This is a genomic window from Streptomyces sp. NPDC032822 (assembly GCF_055578825.1).
In genome coordinates this window covers 44,984-63,060 of record NZ_JBVIOL010000016.1, presented here as the reverse complement: position 1 = coordinate 63,060, position 18,077 = coordinate 44,984, and the positions used below count along the sequence as shown (strand labels likewise).

Genomic DNA, 18,077 nt, shown 5'->3' with positions numbered 1-18,077 from the left:
GGCGGGAAATCCTTCGGGTCGAGGGGGTGTCATGCGGCGGCACGTCCGGCGAGCGCGGCGAGGAACTCCAGCGCGGCCCGGGCCGTCGCGTCGTTCTGCCGGAAGGCGGGCCCGCCGGTACGGGGCCGGGTGAACGCGCCGGGGGTGCGGCCGTCGGTGTACGGCCCGAGGGCGAAGCGCCGGGGATGCGGCCGGCCGGCCCGGTCGAGGATCCGCCCGTCGACGGGGTCCACCCGCAGCAGCCCGTCCGGTGTCTCGGCCACCCCGTCGATGTGCAGTGCGCGCAGCAGCGGGTCGAGGGCCCGGCCGACGGTCGGCTCGGGCAGCCGCGCCTCGACGAGCGCCCGGGCCTCGACCACGGAGCCCGGCACGCTGTCGCCCGACGCCCGGAACACCCCGCCCTCGGCGTCGACGGTCATCCCGGCGCCGAGGAACCGCACCACGCCCGCGCGGGACAGGGCGAGCAGTTGCCGCAGCCGGGGACCGGGCGGCCCGGACGCCAGATAGCTGAAGAACCCGTGCCACCAGGACCCGGTGTTCCCGAGCCGGACCAGCTGTCCGTAGACGGAGAGCAGTCCGAGGAAGACCGCCAGGTCCGGGCTGTACGACGGATCATGACGGCGGCTCAGATCACTCTCCACATATCCCCGCAGCCCCTCCTGGAGCTCCTCGTGCGACCCGTACCGCACCCCCTCCAGCGGTCGGTCGAGCGCGGCGAGGTCGAGCCGGTCGGCGGGATCGGGCACGGCGGCCTCGACCAGCGCCGCCCGGCCGGCCGGATCGTCGACGGCCGCGTACTTCTCCTCGAACACCTGCCACTCCACGGCGGTCCGCCCGGGGTGGACCGTGAACAGCCGGTGGTAGTGCGCGAAGCCCAGCTCCTTCTCCACCAGCGGCCACACGTCCCGCCGGAAGTCGAAGCCCTCCGGCCGCGCCAGCAGTCCCGCCACCTCGGGCGGCCCGAAGAAGCGGGGCAGCGGCGGCCGTTCGCCGGTCCAGTCGTAGCCGATCTTCGAGTGGTACGGCACTCCGCGCCGCGAACCGACGTACAGCACCGGCTCCTTCCCGGAGGGCAGATAGGTGTCTCCGGCGTACCGCCCGCCGCGCCCCTCGGTGAGCAGCACCATCAGGTCGACGAAGGCGAGCCCGAAGCCGCGGACCAGGACGGGTTCGCCGGGTGCGAGCGGGGACAGGTCGCTGTCGGCGGTGAAGTCCGGCGGCAGGTGGACGAGGCCGTGTTCGCGGGCGTACGCCGTCAACGCGCGCTGTTCGGCGTCCGGTTCGGCGTCCAGGTGGCCGAGGGCGAGGACGACGAGGTCGGCGAGGAGCGGACGCGCCCGGCCCTCCAGCCACACCTGCTGGCGCCCCCGGTCCGGTCCGCTCACCCGCAGTGCCCGGCGCGGATGGTGGTGGACGAGGACGCCCGGCGGCAGCGCGGCCACCGCCCGCTCGTGCACCCAGCCCAGATACGCGCCCTGCAGCCGCCGGTCCGCGAAGGTGCGGCCGTCGATGCCGGCCCACTCGTGCAGGGTGGGGCCCTCCCGGACGGGCCCGGCCATGTCGACCGTCTCGTCGGTGAACATGGTGACGTCCTCGGCGTGCGAGTTCATCCACAGCAGCGGCGACTGGGCGGGACGCCAGACACGTCCGGCGCCCGGCGGATGCGGGTCGACGAGATGGATGTCGAGGCCCGAACCGGCGTACAGCTCGGGCGCGTTGGCGGCGATCCGCTCGATGAAACCGGTCCCCCGCGGACCGGCCCCGACGATCACGAGTGCGGGCCGTCGCGCGCTCATCGGGTGCGCTCCGAGCCGCGTGCGTAGTGCTTCTCGACGTAGTACTGGCCAAGGCCCAGCACCGAGGTGACGACCGTGTACCAGAGGGTGGCCACCATCAGCAGCGGGATGACCTGGTAAGTGCGGTGGTAGACGAGCTGCACCGAGTAGAGCAGGTCCTGCACGGCGATGACGCTGACGATGGAGGTGCCCTTGAGGGTGCCGATCAGCATGTTCCCGGCGGGCGGCACGATGGAGCGCATCGCCTGCGGGAGCACGATCCGCCGCCAGCGGCGCCACCGGCTCAGGCCGAGCGCCTGCGCGGCCTCGATCTGCCCGCGGTCCACGGAGAGGATGCCGCCGCGGACGACCTCGGCGGCGTAGGCGGCCTCGTGCAGGGTCAGGCCGATGATCGCGACGGTGACCGGGCCGAGCAGGTCGACCGTCCGGACCCCGAGGATCTGCGGGTACAGCGCCCCGATGTTGAACCAGAGGAGCAGCTGCACCAGGATCGGGATCGACCGGAACAGCCAGACGTATCCCCAACTGACGCTTCTGAGCACGGGGTTGGCGGACAGCCGGAACGCGGCGAGCAGGGTGCCGAGCGCGAAGCCGAGCACCATCACGACCGCGGTCAGCCACAGGGTGAGCCACAGACCGCGCAGCACCGCGTCCGTGGTGAAGTAGTCGGCGACGACGTCCCACCGGAACGCCCGGTTGCGCAGCACGGAGTTGGCGGCGAGGCCGAGCAGCACGAGGACGACGACAGCGGCCGTCCACTGACCGAGACGGCGTTGCGGGACGATCCGCAGGGAATCCGCGCGTTCCGGCAGGTCCGGTGCGGCGGGGGCTTTGGCGAGGGTTTCGGAGGACATGCGAGGGCTCCGTGGCAGCGAGTCGGTCGAACTCGGGCGGGTGCCTTCACACGGTTGCGGCCGAGCCCCTCAGCAGGACCGCTCTCCGAGACTACGGGGACGTTTCCCCTCACTGTCAAGGCTGTCCATACTGTGAGCCGTACGTCTCAAGTCGGTTGACGCCCCACCGGATGCCTGTTCCACTTGGCCCATGCATCCACAGCAGTGGCTGGTCAAGCGCTCCCACATCGACCTCGGTCGCGTGTGGTCCTCCTCCTGTTGAGCTGACCCCCTGCGCGCCCCGGTCCGTTGATCCGGCGGGCGCCTTCCGCGTTCCCCCCGCTTCTCCCTTTCGCTCTGCCTTCGTTCTGCCTGCGTTCTGCCTTCACACGCGCTCCCCTCCCCTCACCCAGCGCTTCTCGCCTCCAGGAGACCGCCACACCATGCGTACGCCCCCGCATGCCCGAAACAGGCTCATCGCACCCTTCGCCCTGATCACCGCGGCGACCCTGCTCCTGACCGCCTGCGGTTCCGGCGCGGGCGACTCCACCGGTGGCACCGCGAACGCCGCCGCCGAGGCGGACGGGATCCCCACCACGGACGTCGTCTCCGCCGTCGGGAAGGACACGGCCGCCGCCGCACTGCTGCCCTCGGGCACCCGGAGCCTCACCCTCGCCGTCAGCGTCGGAGGCCAGCCGCCCGGCACCTCGATCCTGGACGACGGGAAGACCCTGGCCGGCCAGGACGTCGACTTCGCACACGCCGTCGCCCAGGCCCTCGGCATCAGGCTGAAGACCGAGCAGGCGAGCTTCGAGGCGATCCTGCCGGCCCTCGACAGCGGCAAGTACGACCTCGGCGTCGGCAACTTCGGCGTGACCGACGAGCGCCGCAGGACCATCGACTTCGTCACCTACATCAACGACGGCCAGGGCTTCGCCACCCGCGACGACAGCGAGCTCACCAAGGTCACCGACCTCAGGCAGCTGTGCGGCCTGAACGTCGCGACCGGCGCGGGCACCACCTTCGAGGCCACGCTGGAGGACAGCAAGCACCTGTGCACCGACGCGGGCGAGAAGGCGTACAAGGTGCAGACCTACAGCGAGCAGGGCGCCATCTGGTCCTCGCTCCAGCAGGGCCGCAGCGACATCGTGATGTCCACGATCAACGGCCTGCGCTACGCGGTCGCCCATCAGGAGGGCGTCCGGTTCCTCAACGAGTTCCACCGCCTGGACGTCGGCTTCGCCTTCAAGAAGGGCACCGACCTGGCCCCCGCCTTCCGGGCGGCGGTGAACGGCCTCATCGCCGACGGGACGTACGCCAGGATCCTGAAGAAGTGGGGTACGACGGGCTCGGCGCTCACGAAGTCGGAGATCTCCCCGCCGGAGCACAAGGACTGACCCGGGGCCCGGCCGGCCCGAGGACCTGCCCCACGGCCGGCCCGAGGGCTCGCCCGGACCCGGGCCCCGATCAGCAACTGCAGCCGCAGTCGCACCCGTCGCAGCCGTCGCAGGCACAGCCGTCGCCACAGCAGTTGCCGCAGCACTCACAGCAGTTGCAGCAGTCCCCGCAGCCGCCGCAGTCGCCGTTGGCGCACAGCCCTTCCCGGCGCTGCCTGCTCCACGGATCCTCGAACTCCCCGCAGCACATCTGGCAGGTGCAGGCGAGCCCCACCCACACCGCGCACCCGGTGAGCAGCCCACGCCCGTCACGGCGCGGCGGCTCCGGGGGCAGCGGGGCGCCCGGTCCGCCGGGCGGGGCGTACGGTCCGGACGGCATGGAGCCGGCCGGCGCGGGCCCGTGTCCGCAGGAGACGGTGCCGAAGGCCCGGTCCACGGAGGTCCGCAGCTCGTGCACGAGCAGCCGGTGCGCGAGCTTGCGGTCCGTGAACTCGGCCTCCCGCAGCGCGAGCCGGATCCCGTGCAGCGCGTCGTCGGCGAGCCGCCGGGCCTCCGCGAGGGACGCCCCCGTCGCGGTGAGCGGGTTCCAGGCCCCCGACGCGGCGTCGGTCTCCCGGTCCTCCACGGCGTCCAGGAGATGCGCGAGCCGCCCGAACAGGCGCCCGGCCTCGGCGAGCGGTCCGGCGTTCTCCGGCCGACCGGCCAGCAGCGCGGTGTGCGCGAAGGCGGCGGCGGTCGCCGTCTCGGTCGGTTCGGTGACCGTCAGCAATGGCGTCCCCGGGCCGGCCAGCGCCTCGATCCCCACCTGCCGGTCCACGGCGTCGACGAGCAGGGCGGTGTCGAACCCGAGGTCCGAGCCGGTCCGCTCCCCGGCCCGGCCCCAGCTCGTGGCCACCCGGCGCGCCGCGAGCGCCACCGGCCTGCGGGCCAGCAGGCCGTCCCCGTCTACGACATGGTCACGCACCTTGGCCGAGGCGAGCACCAGCGAGACGGCGGCCGCGAGGCGCGCGCCCTCGCCGTGCGCGACGGACGCGGTACGCATTCCGCGCAGTGGACACGGCCCCGCCGTACGCCGCCCTCCCCCACCAAGTTTTTCCTGAGCCTCCGTCAGAACCGATATCAGCAAGCCGTCATAGTTCGTGACGACCCGCGCGAACTGTCCGTGGTCATTACGCAGCGCGAGACACAGCCCGCACAAATGCGCCATCCACTGGGTTTTGAGACTCTCTCCGAGCCTGTGACGGCATGGCCTGACGATTCCGAACACGGCGATCCCCCGTGGTGCGTACGGCGTTGAACTGCGGTGAGCTGCGGCATCGTACCCATCGCGCGTTCACCCGTACGCACCCCCCGTCACCCGTACGCCGTGAAGAATCATATTTCACTCACAGTCAGCAGCCGTTTGCGGAACGACCCTTGGGACACTTGGACTCTCGACGGATTCGCTGTGCACCAGTACCGTCACAAACCCCCCGCGCGGCGTCTATCCACATGGCGCACCGTCCGCATCATGGATGACCATAGGGATGCGGAAAGCAAGAAAGACCGCTGTGAGAGGAGGCGTCCATGGGATCGGTACGCAAGGCGAGTGCGTGGCTCGGCCTCGTCGACGACAACGACGACGAGCGTTACTACGACGACGACTACTCCGAGGGACCCGAGCAGCCCGGCGATGCCTGGGTCACGGACCCGCGGGTCAAGGTGGCGTCCGACGTCGCCGAGGAGAAGGGCCGCCGGATCGGCACGGTCACCCCGGACAGCTTCCGGGACGCCCGCGCCATCGGCGAGCTGTTCCGCGAGGGCGTCCCGGTCATCATGAACCTCACGGCCATGGAGGCCGCCGACGCCAAGCGCGTCGTCGACTTCGCGGCCGGGCTGATCTTCGGCCTGCGCGGTTCGATCGAGCGCGTGTCCACCCGGGTGTTCCTGCTGACCCCCGCCAACACGGAGATCGTGAACGGCGACCCGGCCGCGCACCGCACGGACGGCTTCTTCAACCAGAGCTGAGGCAGGGCCGCTCACCGGCCCTGCCCCCGCGCAGGGTTCACCGGATCTACCGGAACGCGTCGAGTCCGGTGAGCGCCTTGCCCAGCACGAGCTGGTGCATCTCGACGGTGCCCTCGTAGGTGAGCACCGATTCGAGGTTGGTGGCGTGCCGCATCACGGGGTATTCGAGCGAGATCCCGTTGGCACCGAGGACGGTGCGGGCGGTACGGCAGATCTCGATCGCCTCCCGCACGTTGTTGAGCTTGCCGAAGCTGACCTGCTCGGGACGCAGCCGGCCGGCGTCCATGCGCCGCCCCAGGTGATGGGCGAGCAGAATCCCCTTGTGCAGCTCGACCGCCATGTCGGCGAGCTTGGCCTGGGTGAGCTGGAAGCCGCCGATCGGCCGCCCGAACTGCTCGCGGGTCTTCGCGTAGTCGACGGCGGTCTCGAAGCAGGACCGCGCCGCCCCCATGGCCCCCCACACGATGCCGTAGCGGGCGTGGGAGAGACAGCTGAGCGGGCCCTTGAGCCCCACGACCTCCGGCAGTACGGCATCGGCGGGCAGCCGTACGTCGTCGAGGACGAGCTCACTGGTGACGGAGGCGCGCAGCGACCACTTGTGCCTGATCTCCGGCGCGGAGAACCCGGGACGGTCGGTCGGCACGACGAACCCCCGGATCCCGTCCTCGGTCTGCGCCCACACCACCGCCACGCCGGCGACGGACCCGTTGGTGATCCACATCTTGCGGCCGTTCAGGACCCAGTCGCCGCCGTCGCGCTTGGCGTACGTCCGCATGGAGGCGGGGTCGGAGCCGTGGTCGGGCTCGGTGAGGCCGAAGCACCCGATGACCTCACCGGCGGCCATGCGCGGCAGCCAGGTCTGCTTCTGCTCCTCGGAGCCGAAGCGGTGGACGGCGTACATGGCGAGGGAGCCCTGCACCGACACGAGGGAGCGGATACCGGAGTCGGCGGCCTCCAACTCCATGCAGGCCAGCCCGTACTGCACGGCGCTCGCCCCGGCGCAGCCGTAGCCGCTCAGTGACATCCCGAGCGCGCCGATGCCGCCGAGTTCGCGGGCCAGTTCCCTGATTCCGGGCAGCTCCCCGCTCTCGTACCACTCCGCGACGTACGGCAGTACGCGGTCCGCGGCCCAGTCCCGCACCGTGGCCCTGATCGCCAGGTCCTCCGGGTCCAGCAGGTCGTCGATGCCGAGGAAGTCGGTGGGGTCGAACGGGGCCATGAGCGCATCCTCCAGAAAACTAGCACCGCTAGTTACACGTTCGCTGCCGACGGTACGGCGCAGTCTTCCGCACGTCCAGACATCTCCCACCCGCGCACCGCCCATGACGGTTCCTTGGAAGGTGGACGTCGCCAGTGGGGGTGATCCGCCGTCGGCGACTTGAGGGGAGTGGGGGGTGTGGTGAGTGGTGAGTGGTGAGTGGTGAGTGGTGAGTGGTGAGGAGATGGTGCGTGGAGGCGTGCGGCGCGTGGGAGTGGAGCGTGAGGCATGCGCACGGCGCGTGGGCGTGGGGCCCGAGGCGCGGTTCGCGACGCGTGGGGTTCGTAGGGGCGGGCCCGTGGGCGCGGCGGTGGTCGCCTCCGCGGGAGAGGTTCGCCTTCCGGGTGGGCGAGGGTTTCAGGCCGAGACTCGGGACTCCGCTACTTCCCGCGGTGCGGGTACCTCCACCGAGGCCGCGTCACACTGCATGACCCGCGGCAACCGCAACGCCATCACCGCCCCCAGCAGCAACAACCCCGCACTCACCAGCAACGTCACATGCAGCCCGTGCACGAAACACTCCCGAGCCGTCCGCCGCAGGGCCACCCCGGCAGGCCCTCCGAGCCGCTCGGCAACCTCGTACGCCTCGCCCAGCGAATGCCCCGCCGACGCCGACGCCGACGCCGGAACACCCGGCACGGACGACAAGCCGGGCGCGTACGCCGCGTTCATCACGCTGCCGAGCAGCGCGATCCCGATGCCCGCGCCCAACTGGTACGACGTCTCGCCGATCGCCGCCGCCCCGCCCGCCTGCTCCGGCGGAGCCTCGCTCAGCATCGACTCGTACGCCCCGAACAGTGTCGTCTCCAGCCCGAAGCCGAGCAGGACGAACCCGAACACCAGCAGGCCGGCGTTGTCCTCGCCGCCCATCGCCGTCAGCAGCACCACGGCCACCGCCGTCAGACAGAAACCGCAGCTCACCATCCGACGCGGCCCGAACCGCCGGAGCATCCGCGCCCCCGCGAGACCGGCCGCCATCGCGGCGATCGTCAGCGGCAGCAGCCGTAGCCCGGTCTCCAGCGGGGACAGCCCCAGCACCAGTTGGAGATACTGCGCCGCGATCAGCTCCAGGCCCACCAGCGCGAGCATCGCCAGCACGATGCAGCCCACCGACGTACTGAACGCCGGTCGCGCGAACATCCGCAGGTCCACCAGCGGATACTCCCGGCGCCGCTGACGCCGTACGAAGAGCGCGATCAGCCCGGCGCCCACGGCCAGCGGCACCGCCGTGAACGCGTCCAGCTCCCCGCTGCCGAGCCGCTTCACGCCGAGCACCAGGCCGAACAGTCCGGCCGCCGCCATCAGCGCGCCGACCACGTCCCAGGGCCCGCGCCCGTCGCCCTTCGACTCGGGCAGCAGCAGCCGCCCGACCGGCAGGCTGACCAGCATCAGCGGGATGTTGACGAGGAACACCGAGCCCCACCAGAAGTGCTCCAGCAGGAAGCCGCCGAGCAGCGGACCGACCGCCGCGCCGACCGCCGCCACCGCGCTCCAGATGCCGATCGCGAGCGCCCGCTCGCGCCGGTCGGGAAAGACCTGGCGGAGGATCGACAGCGTCGCGGGCATGATCATCGCGCCGCCGACGCCGAGCAGCGCCCGCGCCACGATCAGCACCTGGGCGGTGTCGGCGAGGGCGGCCAGTGCGGAGGCGACACCGAAGAGGGCGTAGCCGAGGAGCAGGACGCGTCTGCGGCCGACGCGGTCGCCCAGCGTGCCGAAGAGGATCAGCAGCGAGGCGCAGACGAGCGGGTAGACGTCGACGATCCAGAGCAGCTCTATCGCGCCGGGCCTGAGGTCCTCGGTGACGGCGGGCACCGCCACGTGCAGCACGGTCGCGTCGAGGGCGACCAGGAGCAGGCTGGTGCAGAGGACGACGAGGACGACCCAGCGGTTGGCACCGGCCCCGGCCGCCCGACGGCGCAGTGCAGCGGCAGCCGTGGTCGTCCCGGACATGTACGTACCTCCCAGATGTTCCTCGCGTTCGGCGGGTTCACGGGTGGGGACTCCCGTGACTCGGCCGGAGAGGAGCGGTGGTCTCCGGCCCGCGCAGCGAACGGCGAGTGACACGTCAGCGTACGCGAGTCCGTACCGGAGCCGGGTGGCGGACCTCTCAGAGGTCACGCGGTACGCGTGTGGCGTACACCACTCCCCTTCTGCGAGGTCACGCCCCGGCGAGGTACCCGGTTCCGCCGCCGGTCGATAATCGGGCCCGTGACCGATCTTGAGACGCGCCCGGCCCCGCCCGGCGCCCCGGGGCTGCGCCGGGCGGCCCCGGCCCTCCTCGGGTACGCGGCCGTGCGCGGCCTGGGGCTGCTGACGCTGGCCCTGTGGAGCGCCGCGCGCGACCAGAGCGCGTACACGCTGCTGACGGCCCGCTGGGACGCCCTCTGGTACACGAGGGTCGCGGAGTTGGGGTACGGCTACGAGGTGCGTCTGCCGGGCGGCGACGTGCACTCGAACCTCGCCTTCTTCCCGCTGCTGCCGTGGCTGGAGCGGTCGCTGGCCGCCGTGACGCCGCTGTCGTACGCCGACGCGGGCTTCGTCGTCGCCCTGCTTGCCTCGCTCGCGGCGGCCTGGGGGATCTTCGCGGTCGCCGATCACGTGTACGGCCGTAGGGCGGGCGTCTGCGCGGTCCTGCTGTGGGCCGTGCTCCCCGTCGGGATCGTGCAGTCGATGGCGTACAGCGAGTCGCTGTTCACGGCCCTGGCCGCCTGGTCGCTGTACGCGCTGCTGACCGGCCGCTGGGTGACGGCGGGCGCGCTGGCCCTGCTGGCGGGGCTGACCCGCCCGGTGGGCCTCGCGGTCGTCGCGGCGGTGTGGGCGGCGGCCGTCGCCTCCTTCGCGCGGGACCGCGGCTCACCGCGAGCGAACGCCCGCCGCGCCCTCGGCATGTTCCTCGCGCCCCTGGGCGCCGCCGCCTACGTCCTGTGGGTGGGCCACCGCACCGGCGGGGGCCCGCTCGGCTACCTCGACGTCCAGGCCGGCTGGCGCAACGGCTTCGACGGCGGCTACGCCTTCGCCCGCTTCGTCGCCGACAAGTTCACGTCGTTTCCGTCGGCCCTGGCGGGCGTCGGGCTGATCGTCGGGGTCGGGCTGATCGTCTGGCTGTACGTCGTCTGTGTACGGCAACGCCAGCCGCTCCCGCTGCTGGTGTACGCGGGGGTCGTCACCGCCCTCGCCCTGTGCGCGTCGAGCTACTTCGGCTCGAAGCCGCGCCTGCTGATGCCCGCGTTCCCCCTCTTGCTGCCGCTCGCCCTGGCTCTGGCCCGCCTGCGTACCCGCAGGTCAGTCCTGGTGCTCGCGGTGGTGGCCGGGGCGTCGGCCCTGTACGGGGCGTTCTGGCTGAACGGCTCCGGTCCGCCGTAAGCGACTTCGGGGCGACTCCGGAGCGCGATGAGCGCCCGGCTAATTCCACCCCATCATTCGGTGAACGAATTCATAAGCGGGATAAAACCGCAACCCAGAATGATCAAAGGAATTGAAGGACACCGGCGGCCGGCATTACGGATTCCTTGGATATAAACCTCTCCCTGAGAGGAATCCCACATCACATCGTCATCACAAAGCCGTGGATTCGCCCGGGAACTGAGCTCACTCGCTGTAACGTCGATTGGGTGCGTACCGAACGAAACCTCACCCGTCTGGACCGGGTGTTCGCGAGGCTGGACCGTGAGCGGGAACGGCCGGCTCACCTCGACGTGCCGAGGATGAGCCGGCACCGCGTCGCGCTGTTCGCCGGGACCCTGGCCTTCTACCTGGCGATCGTGTGGCTCGTGGTGATCACCTCCTGGCTGGTCCGTCTCGACTGGCAGGTGATGTTCTTCCGCCCGTACCAGCAGTGGGCCGGCATCCACTGGTTCGTCGACTACTACGTGGTACTCGGCCAGCGCGGCCCCACCGCGGTGATGGTCGCGGCCTGGCTGGGCTGGCGTTCCTGGCGGCAGCACACGCTGCGGCCGCTGCTGACCCTGGGCGCGTCGCTGCTGCTGCTGAACATCACGGTCGGCGCCGCCAAGATCGGCATGGGGCGGCTCGGACCGCACTACGCGACCACGATCGGCGCGAACGAGATGGGTCTGGGCGGCGATATATTTCCCAGCGGTCACACCGCCAATGCCGTGGTGACCTGGGGAATTCTGGCCTATCTGGCCTCCGCCCCGTGGGCCCGCCGCTGGCTGTCCGCGGTGTCCGCGGTGACCTCGCTCGGCGTCGGCATGGCCACGGTCTACCTCGGAACGCACTGGCTGAGCGACGTGCTCCTCGGCTGGGTCGCCGGTCTGCTGATCCTCCTGGCCCTGCCCTGGTTCGAACCGCTGATCGCGCGTGCCGAGACAGAGATCTTCGACCTGCGCGACCGCTGGCGCGCCCGCGGCACGGCACCCGCGCCGCTGTCGCCCGTCGAGACCCCCGTACGCCTCAGGCCGCGCCCGGCCTCCGAGAACGAGACCGCGGCCCGCACCACCCCCCGGGCCCCCGCCTACCTGGCCCCCGGCCCGCACACGACCCGTTCGGAACGCACCCCCGTCACCCCGGTCGGCAGCCGTCGCCCGCCCCAGACGGACCGTGTCGTGCGCGGTACGACCTCGCCGACCCGCCCCCTGACCGGCGGCTGAGCCGAGGCGGCGGGACCGGTACGCACCCGTCTCCCCGCCGCACGGCGAAGGCCCCGGCTCCTCTCCAGGAGCCGGGGCCTTCGCCGTTGCCGGTGGTTCAGCCCTTCCAGGACCGGGCCACCCGCCCGTCCTTCACCTCGAAGTTCAGCCGCCCCACGCGGTACTCCATGGTGATGATCGCCCCCGGCGGCAGCGAGCGCACCGACGACCACCCCCGCTCGCGCGCGAGCCGTTCGGCCCGGTCGGCGTCGAGGCCGACATAGGTGTCCGGACTGTCCTGTGGTTCGGCGGGAGGAGTCGGAATCGGTGACATACGGCCACGCTAGGCCCTGCCCCGCGAGCGGGGAAGTCCCGCCCCATGCCCATGGTGAACGCGTCCCTCCCCGGTCACGCTTCTGTCACAGAATCACGGCACCCGTATCCGGTGTACTTCGTCACACATATGAGCGGTTCCGCCGCCCTTCGCAGGTAATCGAACGTAATTCCCACGTGTCGCGACGGCTCCCGGAAAAGGCCGGTGGAAAGGTTCCGCGAGTACCGTTCCCGCCTCCCTTTTTCCCGCCGATTCCGCACGGTCCCGGGGATGTTGACGCCGCATAGGAAATGCACGGTTCCGGCACAGAACTCCCGTACGCCCCCTGTCGGAGCACGCGACGGCGCGAGCATCATGGCGTGAGCTCGCGGGTACGCGTGGCGCGGGCTTCGGCGGGCCCGGGGGCAGGCGAGCGAAGGGGCGGGCGAGCGATGGGGACGCAGACCGCGCAGACGGCGGCACGGCCCGTGCGGACCAGGCGGCACGGCGCCCTGGTCGTCGACTGGCTGACCACCACCGACCACAAGAAGATCGGCCATCTCTACCTGATCACGTCGTTCGGGTTCTTCCTGGTCGCCGGGGCGATGGCGCTGCTGATGCGCGCCGAACTCGCCCGGCCCGGGCTGCAACTCGTGGACAACCAGCAGTTCAACCAGCTGTTCACGATGCACGGCACGATCATGCTGCTGCTGTTCGCGACGCCCAGCTTCGCGGGCTTCGCCAACGAGTTGATGCCGTTGCAGATCGGCGCGCCCGACGTCGCCTTCCCGCGGCTGAACATGCTGTCGTACTGGCTGTTCCTCTTCGGCGGGCTGATCGTGCTCGGTTCGCTGCTGGTGCCGTCCGGACCCGCCGCCTTCGGCTGGTTCGCCTACGCGCCGCTCAACGACTCCGTGCACTCCCCCGGCATCGGCGCCGACCTGTGGATCATGGGCCTCGCGCTGTCCGGGTTCGGCACGATCCTCGGCGCGGTCAACTTCATCACCACGATCATCGGGATGCGCGCGCCCGGCATGACGATGTTCCGGATGCCGATCTTCGTCTGGAACACCCTGTTCACGTCGATCCTGATCCTGCTGGCGTTCCCGGTGCTCGCCGCCGCACTGCTGGTCCTGGAGGCGGACCGGCGGTTCGGCTCACAGGTCTTCGACGCGGCGAACGGCGGGGCGCTGCTGTGGCAGCACCTGTTCTGGTTCTTCGGGCATCCCGAGGTGTACATCATCGCGCTGCCGTTCTTCGGCATCATCACGGAGATCATCCCGGTCTTCAGCCGCAAGCCGATCTTCGGCTATCTGACCCTGGTCGGCGCGACGATGTCGATCACCGGTCTGTCGGTGGTGGTGTGGGCGCACCACATGTTCGCGACGGGCGCGGTGCTGCTGCCGTTCTTCTCGTTCATGAGCTTCCTGATCGCGGTGCCGACCGGCGTGAAGTTCTTCAACTGGACCGGCACCATGCTCAAGGGCTCGCTGTCCTTCGAGACACCGATGCTGTGGGCGGTCGGCTTCCTGGTGTCGTTCCTGTTCGGCGGGCTGACGGGGGTGATCCTGGCCTCGCCGCCGCTCGACTTCCACGTCACCGACACGTACTTCGTGGTCGCGCACTTCCACTACGTCGTCTTCGGCACGGTCGTCTTCGCGACCTTCGCCGGCTTCTACTTCTGGTGGCCGAAGTTCACCGGGAAGATGCTCGACGAGCGGCTCGGCAAGATCCAGTTCTGGACGCTGTTCGTCGGCTTCCACACCACGTTCCTGGTGCAGCACTGGCTGGGCGCCGAGGGCATGCCCCGCCGGTACGCCGACTACCTCGCCGCCGACGGCTTCACCGCGCTCAACACCCTCTCGACGATCGGCGCGTTCCTGCTCGGCATCTCGACGCTGCCGTTCCTCTACAACGTCTGGAAGACCGCCCGGTACGGCGAGAAGGTGGACGTCGACGACCCCTGGGGCTTCGGCCGCTCCCTGGAGTGGGCGACCTCCTGTCCGCCGCCCCGGCACAACTTCAACGCGCTGCCACGGATCCGCTCGGAGTCCCCGGCGTTCGACCTGCACCATCCGCAGTACGCGGCCCTGACTCCCCAGCCCGAGCCAGCGAGCGAGCAAGCCGGTCGCGAGCCGTCCTGATCGCCTCGGTCAGCTCGGCCGGCTCCAGCACCTCGAACTCGAAGCCCGGCATCATCACATGGATCACCATCACGTCGAGGCTCGCGGCTCCGGTGCGCAGGACACAGGCGTCCGGCCCGTCGGCCTCCAGCGTCCCGACGGAGGGCGAGATCCGCTCGGCCGCCTCCGCCAGGGGCACCAGCAGCCGGACGACGGCGTGCGTGGCGTACGCGCGCGTGGAGACGCCTTTGGAGACATACGCGGCGAGATCCTCGGCCGGCGGCCTGCGCGCCTCGAAGCGCGGGCCGTGCGGCGGCCTGGGCGTGATGCGGTCGACGCGGAACGTCCGCCAGTCGTCGCGATCGAGGTCCCAGGCGACCAGGTACCAGCGGCGCTCGCTGCACACCAGGCGGTGCGGTTCGACGCTGCGGCGGGTCGGGGAGCCACCGTGGTCGCGGTACTCGAAGCGCAGCCGCTCGGCGTCCCGGCAGAGGTTGGCCAGCTCGGTGAGGACGGCCGGGTCGACGGCGGAGGACAGCGGGCCGCGCAGCATGGGCACGGTGAAGGCGTTCAGGGCCCCCACCCGGCGGCGCAGCCGGGCCGGCAGGACCTGCTCCAGCTTGGCGAGGGCCCGTACCGAGGTCTCCCCGATGCCGTCGATGCCCTGTCCGGCGGCCGTACGCAGCCCCACGGCGACGGCGACGGCCTCGTCGTCGTCCAGGAGCAGCGGCGGCAGTTCGGCGCCCGCACCGAGCTGGTAGCCGCCGCCCGTGCCGGGGCTGGCGTTGACGGGGTAGCCCAGTTCGCGGAGCCGGTCCACGTCCCGGCGGACGGTGCGCGCGGTGACGCCGAGGCGGTCGGCCAGGGCGGCTCCGGACCATTCGCGGTGGGCCTGGAGGAGCGAGAGCAGGCGCAGCAGTCGTGCCGAGGTCTCCAACATGGGGCCGAGTCTGCCAGCGGTCGCGGACAGCCACGGTCCGCAAGGGCGTCAGCCGTGTGAGCTGCTCCGGGTCACCGACACCGACAGGTCGTTGTCCCGCGTGTAGTACGGCCCCGCCTCCATCGGACCGTGCGGGGTCTGCACCCGCGCGCGTGGATAGGTGAGCACGGGCTTCTTGTCGGCGATGTCGTCGAGCAGCCGCGCGATCCGCACCCGCGGCCCGGCCTCCCCGCCGGGTCTGAGCCACAGGTCCCAGACGCCGGGCTCCAACCGGGCGTACGCCACCGAGAGACCGAAATCGGCCTGGTCGACGACGACTTCGGTACGGCGGCCGGGGTCCGGGCCGCACCGGCCGCGCAGTTCGGCGTACGCGTCCGGGGCGAGTGCGGTGCCGTAGACCCGCCCCCGCACGGTCAGCCCGGTGCCGTCGACGCGCAGTTCGCCCACCTCGGCGTGCGGGGCGCGCAGCCAGCTGCGCACGGTGAGGTTGCCCTGCCGGGTGGCGTACGGGATACGCACGGCGACGTGGCCGCGGGCGCCGCTCGGGGTGCGGGCGGCCAGTGAGCACAGGTCGGTGGTGCCCGGGGTGAGGCGCTGCGGCTCGCGCCCGGCCACGCACGCGTAGGCGTCCCAGCGGCCCTCCGGAAGGGGGACCGTGCTGGGCAGGGCGGCCCGCAGCCGGCCGTCCGCGGCCGGGGTCAGCGGCAGACTGACCTCCTCGTGGCCCTCGCTCCGGCGCAGCACCAGGTGCGCCACGCCGCTCGTCCCCCGCGCGGCGACGTCGAACGTCAGTCCGCCCGCGGAGTCGGCGACGCAGTCGGCGCGCAGCGGTGCGACCCGCGGAGCGGGCATCGTCATGCGACGGCGATCCTCCCTTTGACCGGTGCTGCCCGGTCAGACTGTCTTTCGGGCCTTTTGGTTGCCTGTCACGGCCGATACGACAGCTGCGGAACGTCGAAGCACGTGCTGTCCATGTCTCCCTGGGAGACCCAACCGCGCCCGTCCCGCCACCGCGCGACGGACAGACAGGTCCGGCGGGTCCTCGGCGGTTCGGCCAGCCGCTCGAAGACGACGGGGACGAGCAGACCGCCCGCGGTGTAGCCCTGGCTGTGGTTCATCCGGTCGTCGACGCACGCGCGCGTGACCCCTCTCTTCGCGCAGGCCTCGGCGGCGTCCGTGAACCACCTGGCGGCGGCCCAGCCCTCCAGCTGCCACTGCGTGTGCGTCTTCAGCCCCTTGGTGGCCTCCCGGAACTCCCGTACCGCCGGGTGGCCGGTGTCCTCATAGCTCCGGCTGGACGCGGTCGCCCACAGGGCGTTGCGGCAGCGCGGGGCGTCCTTGTAGTCCTCGGGGACGGCGGACGTCCAGCTCTGGACGGTCGTGACCTTGGCGGTGACCTCGACGCCGGCGTCGTCCATCGCCTCGCACAGCCGGGCGTTGCCGTGGCCGTCGATGGCGTCGAACACGAGGTCGGCGCCCTGTTCCTTCAGGTCGGCCGCCACGGCACGGAAGTTGGGCAGCGCGAAGTCGACCTGCTCGGTGACCACCCGGTATCCCTCGGCCCTGAGTCCTCGCTCGACGAGTGAGGCGTAGGCGGCGGACGCGGCCTGGTTGTAGGAGACGACGGCGGCCGTGCGGGCCCCGTGCTCCCGCGCGAAGTAGCGGTACACCTCCGTGCCGCCGTACTGCTCGCCGTCCCAGCCGGTGGTGCCGTTCCGGGGCGCGAGGCTGCCGTAGACGCCGTACAGGTGCGGCCAGGTGTCGTAGGCGGCGCCGATGGGCTGGCCGCCGATGTCGGGCACCCGCGCGCGGGAGACCCGGGAGGCGCCCGCGTAGTCGAGGGCCGTGGTGGCGACCAGGGCGACCACCCCGTCCTCCTCGATCAGCCGGTGCACACAGGTGTTGTTGCCGACGCCGCTGCCCCCGTCGTCGCACTCGCGCACCTCGACCGGGCGGCCGTCGATGCCCCCGCGCGCGTCGAGGCCCTCGAAGTAGGCCTTGGCGCCGTCGCGGGGGCCGGTGAAGGCGTCGCCGCCGACCGGGCTGGTGGCGCTGGTGATGATGCCGACGCGGATCGGACCGGCCCGGGAGGGCGCGGACGCGGTCCTGTCCCCGGGCCCGAAGTCGCTCTCCGGGAGACGGCTGCCGCAGGCCGTGCCCAGGGCGAGCAGCAGCACGGCCGCGACGGCCTCAGCAGCCCGCGGCCGGCGACGAGGACGCATTGCCGCTCAACTGGACCAGCGCGCAGAGGGTGTTCACCGACACCTTCCAGGTGCCGTCCTCCTCGACGGCCGTTCCGGAGGCGTCCGGCAGCGCGGTGGCCCCGTTCAGCAGCAGTGTGTACGTCACGGTCGCCTCGGTGGCTCCGGTGAACGCCACCTTGGTGACCTCGGCCCGCACCTGTCCGCCGCGTTCGTCCCCGTTGAAGGCCTTGAGGACGGGGCCCATGTCGTCGCCGTTCTCCAGGACGGCCTGTTTGTCCTTGGTGGAGGTCTTCGGGTCGAAGAACTTCTGCCAGTTCTCCTCGACCTCCTTCTCGGCCGCGGCGGGGTCGGCGGGCGCGGTCGCCGCCGGCGCGCTCGTCCGGTCCCTCTGATCGGTCTGCTCGACCGAGGGCGTGGGGGGTGTGCTGTCGTCCCCGCCGCCGCTGTCGTCGCTGCACGCCGTGAGAACCGTGGCGAGGACGAACACCAGGGCCACAAGCCCCCGGCCGCCGTTCCCCCGCCTGAGGTCGCTCCCGAGAACCATCTGGCTCACCACCGGGTGTCGGTCCGGGCCGTGGTCGCCCGGCGCTTTCAGGGTCAGCTTCCAGAAGGCA

Annotated in this window: 14 protein-coding genes and 1 pseudogene; 5 read left to right on the top strand and 10 right to left on the bottom strand. The window is 71.5% G+C overall.

The genetic code is table 11. From position 1 onward, the window contains the following. Nucleotides 1-29: 29 nt before the first annotated feature. Nucleotides 30-1,796 (bottom strand): FAD/NAD(P)-binding protein, encoded by a 1,767-nt coding sequence (locus ACZ5VD_RS34025; RefSeq protein WP_468684438.1) that lies wholly within the window; start codon nt 1,794-1,796, stop codon nt 30-32. Further along, nucleotides 1,793-2,650, bottom strand: a complete 858-nt coding sequence (locus ACZ5VD_RS34020) for an amino acid ABC transporter permease (RefSeq protein ID WP_468552138.1) — start codon at nt 2,648-2,650, stop codon at nt 1,793-1,795. Before ACZ5VD_RS34020 ends, ACZ5VD_RS34025 begins: the two co-directional genes overlap by 4 nt. Before the next feature lie 422 nt (nt 2,651-3,072). Between ACZ5VD_RS34020 and ACZ5VD_RS34015 the strand changes: the two genes are divergently transcribed. Beyond that, complete coding sequence (locus tag ACZ5VD_RS34015; RefSeq protein ID WP_468552139.1) at nt 3,073-4,026, top strand: ABC transporter substrate-binding protein; 954 nt, start codon at nt 3,073-3,075, stop codon at nt 4,024-4,026. Between the two features lie 70 nt (nt 4,027-4,096). Here ACZ5VD_RS34015 and ACZ5VD_RS34010 read toward each other — a convergent pair whose 3' ends face one another. Further along, nucleotides 4,097-5,293 (bottom strand): DUF5685 family protein, encoded by a 1,197-nt coding sequence (locus tag ACZ5VD_RS34010; RefSeq protein WP_468684436.1) that lies wholly within the window; start codon nt 5,291-5,293, stop codon nt 4,097-4,099. Between the two features lie 299 nt (nt 5,294-5,592). Here ACZ5VD_RS34010 and ACZ5VD_RS34005 point away from each other — a divergent pair, with 299 nt between their 5' ends. Continuing rightward, nucleotides 5,593-6,033: a cell division protein SepF gene (locus ACZ5VD_RS34005; RefSeq protein ID WP_468552141.1), complete on the top strand. Its 441-nt coding sequence runs from the start codon at nt 5,593-5,595 to the stop codon at nt 6,031-6,033. A 46-nt stretch (nt 6,034-6,079) separates the two neighbouring features. Here ACZ5VD_RS34005 and ACZ5VD_RS34000 read toward each other — a convergent pair whose 3' ends face one another. Beyond that, on the bottom strand, nt 6,080-7,252 hold the full coding sequence (locus ACZ5VD_RS34000) for an acyl-CoA dehydrogenase family protein (protein WP_468552142.1): 1,173 nt from the start codon (nt 7,250-7,252) through the stop codon (nt 6,080-6,082). 396 nt (nt 7,253-7,648) lie between these two features. After that, nucleotides 7,649-9,244, bottom strand: a complete 1,596-nt coding sequence (locus ACZ5VD_RS33995) for an MFS transporter (RefSeq protein WP_468552143.1) — start codon at nt 9,242-9,244, stop codon at nt 7,649-7,651. Nucleotides 9,245-9,502: 258 nt separating this feature from the next. Between ACZ5VD_RS33995 and ACZ5VD_RS33990 the strand changes: the two genes are divergently transcribed. Further along, nucleotides 9,503-10,657, top strand: a complete 1,155-nt coding sequence (locus tag ACZ5VD_RS33990) for a mannosyltransferase family protein (RefSeq protein WP_468684434.1) — start codon at nt 9,503-9,505, stop codon at nt 10,655-10,657. 248 nt (nt 10,658-10,905) lie between these two features. Further along, nucleotides 10,906-11,904: a phosphatase PAP2 family protein gene (locus ACZ5VD_RS33985; RefSeq protein WP_468684433.1), complete on the top strand. Its 999-nt coding sequence runs from the start codon at nt 10,906-10,908 to the stop codon at nt 11,902-11,904. Between the two features lie 97 nt (nt 11,905-12,001). Here ACZ5VD_RS33985 and ACZ5VD_RS33980 read toward each other — a convergent pair whose 3' ends face one another. Next, the gene (locus ACZ5VD_RS33980) at nt 12,002-12,217 is read right to left on the bottom strand and encodes an I78 family peptidase inhibitor (RefSeq protein WP_468552146.1); all 216 of its coding nucleotides are present in this window, start codon (nt 12,215-12,217) and stop codon (nt 12,002-12,004) included. Nucleotides 12,218-12,507: 290 nt separating this feature from the next. Between ACZ5VD_RS33980 and ctaD the strand changes: the two are divergent. Next, nucleotides 12,508-14,220: pseudogene (gene ctaD / locus ACZ5VD_RS33975) on the top strand (aa3-type cytochrome oxidase subunit I); the annotation flags it as partial. On the opposite strand, the gene ACZ5VD_RS33970 reads toward ctaD, so the two are convergent. The 4 genes from ACZ5VD_RS33970 to ACZ5VD_RS33955 form a co-directional block, all read right to left on the bottom strand. Next, entirely contained in the window at nt 14,219-15,259 is a 1,041-nt protein-coding gene (locus tag ACZ5VD_RS33970; RefSeq protein ID WP_468552147.1) for a helix-turn-helix transcriptional regulator, read from the bottom strand. The pseudogene ctaD and the gene ACZ5VD_RS33970 overlap by 2 nt on opposite strands. 48 nt (nt 15,260-15,307) lie before the next feature. Next, the gene (locus tag ACZ5VD_RS33965) at nt 15,308-16,117 is read right to left on the bottom strand and encodes a hypothetical protein (RefSeq protein WP_468552148.1); all 810 of its coding nucleotides are present in this window, start codon (nt 16,115-16,117) and stop codon (nt 15,308-15,310) included. Nucleotides 16,118-16,185: 68 nt separating this feature from the next. After that, nucleotides 16,186-17,481, bottom strand: a complete 1,296-nt coding sequence (locus tag ACZ5VD_RS33960; RefSeq protein WP_468684431.1) for an ABC transporter substrate-binding protein — start codon at nt 17,479-17,481, stop codon at nt 16,186-16,188. Continuing rightward, nucleotides 17,450-18,007 carry an MTB12 C-terminal domain-containing protein gene (locus ACZ5VD_RS33955; protein WP_468552186.1) on the bottom strand — a complete coding sequence of 186 codons (558 nt, stop codon included), beginning with the start codon at nt 18,005-18,007 and terminating at the stop codon, nt 17,450-17,452. The genes ACZ5VD_RS33960 and ACZ5VD_RS33955 overlap by 32 nt, the downstream gene beginning before the upstream one ends. Between the last annotated feature and the right edge of the window lie 70 nt (nt 18,008-18,077).

Excerpts from the sequence above, each read along its gene's own strand:
- ACZ5VD_RS34025 (WP_468684438.1), bottom strand. The coding sequence starts at position 1,796 with ATGAGCGCGCGACGGCCCGCACTCGTGATCGTCGGGGCCGGTCCGCGG.
- ACZ5VD_RS34020 (WP_468552138.1), bottom strand. The coding sequence starts at position 2,650 with ATGTCCTCCGAAACCCTCGCCAAAGCCCCCGCCGCACCGGACCTGCCG.
- ACZ5VD_RS34015 (WP_468552139.1), top strand. The coding sequence starts at position 3,073 with ATGCGTACGCCCCCGCATGCCCGAAACAGGCTCATCGCACCCTTCGCC.
- ACZ5VD_RS34005 (WP_468552141.1), top strand. The coding sequence starts at position 5,593 with ATGGGATCGGTACGCAAGGCGAGTGCGTGGCTCGGCCTCGTCGACGAC.
- ACZ5VD_RS34000 (WP_468552142.1), bottom strand. The coding sequence starts at position 7,252 with ATGGCCCCGTTCGACCCCACCGACTTCCTCGGCATCGACGACCTGCTG.
- ACZ5VD_RS33995 (WP_468552143.1), bottom strand. The coding sequence starts at position 9,244 with ATGTCCGGGACGACCACGGCTGCCGCTGCACTGCGCCGTCGGGCGGCC.
- ACZ5VD_RS33980 (WP_468552146.1), bottom strand. The coding sequence starts at position 12,217 with ATGTCACCGATTCCGACTCCTCCCGCCGAACCACAGGACAGTCCGGAC.
- ACZ5VD_RS33970 (WP_468552147.1), bottom strand. The coding sequence starts at position 15,259 with ATGTTGGAGACCTCGGCACGACTGCTGCGCCTGCTCTCGCTCCTCCAG.
- ACZ5VD_RS33965 (WP_468552148.1), bottom strand. The coding sequence starts at position 16,117 with ATGACGATGCCCGCTCCGCGGGTCGCACCGCTGCGCGCCGACTGCGTC.
- ACZ5VD_RS33960 (WP_468684431.1), bottom strand. The coding sequence starts at position 17,481 with ATGCGTCCTCGTCGCCGGCCGCGGGCTGCTGAGGCCGTCGCGGCCGTG.
- ACZ5VD_RS33955 (WP_468552186.1), bottom strand. The coding sequence starts at position 18,007 with ATGGTTCTCGGGAGCGACCTCAGGCGGGGGAACGGCGGCCGGGGGCTT.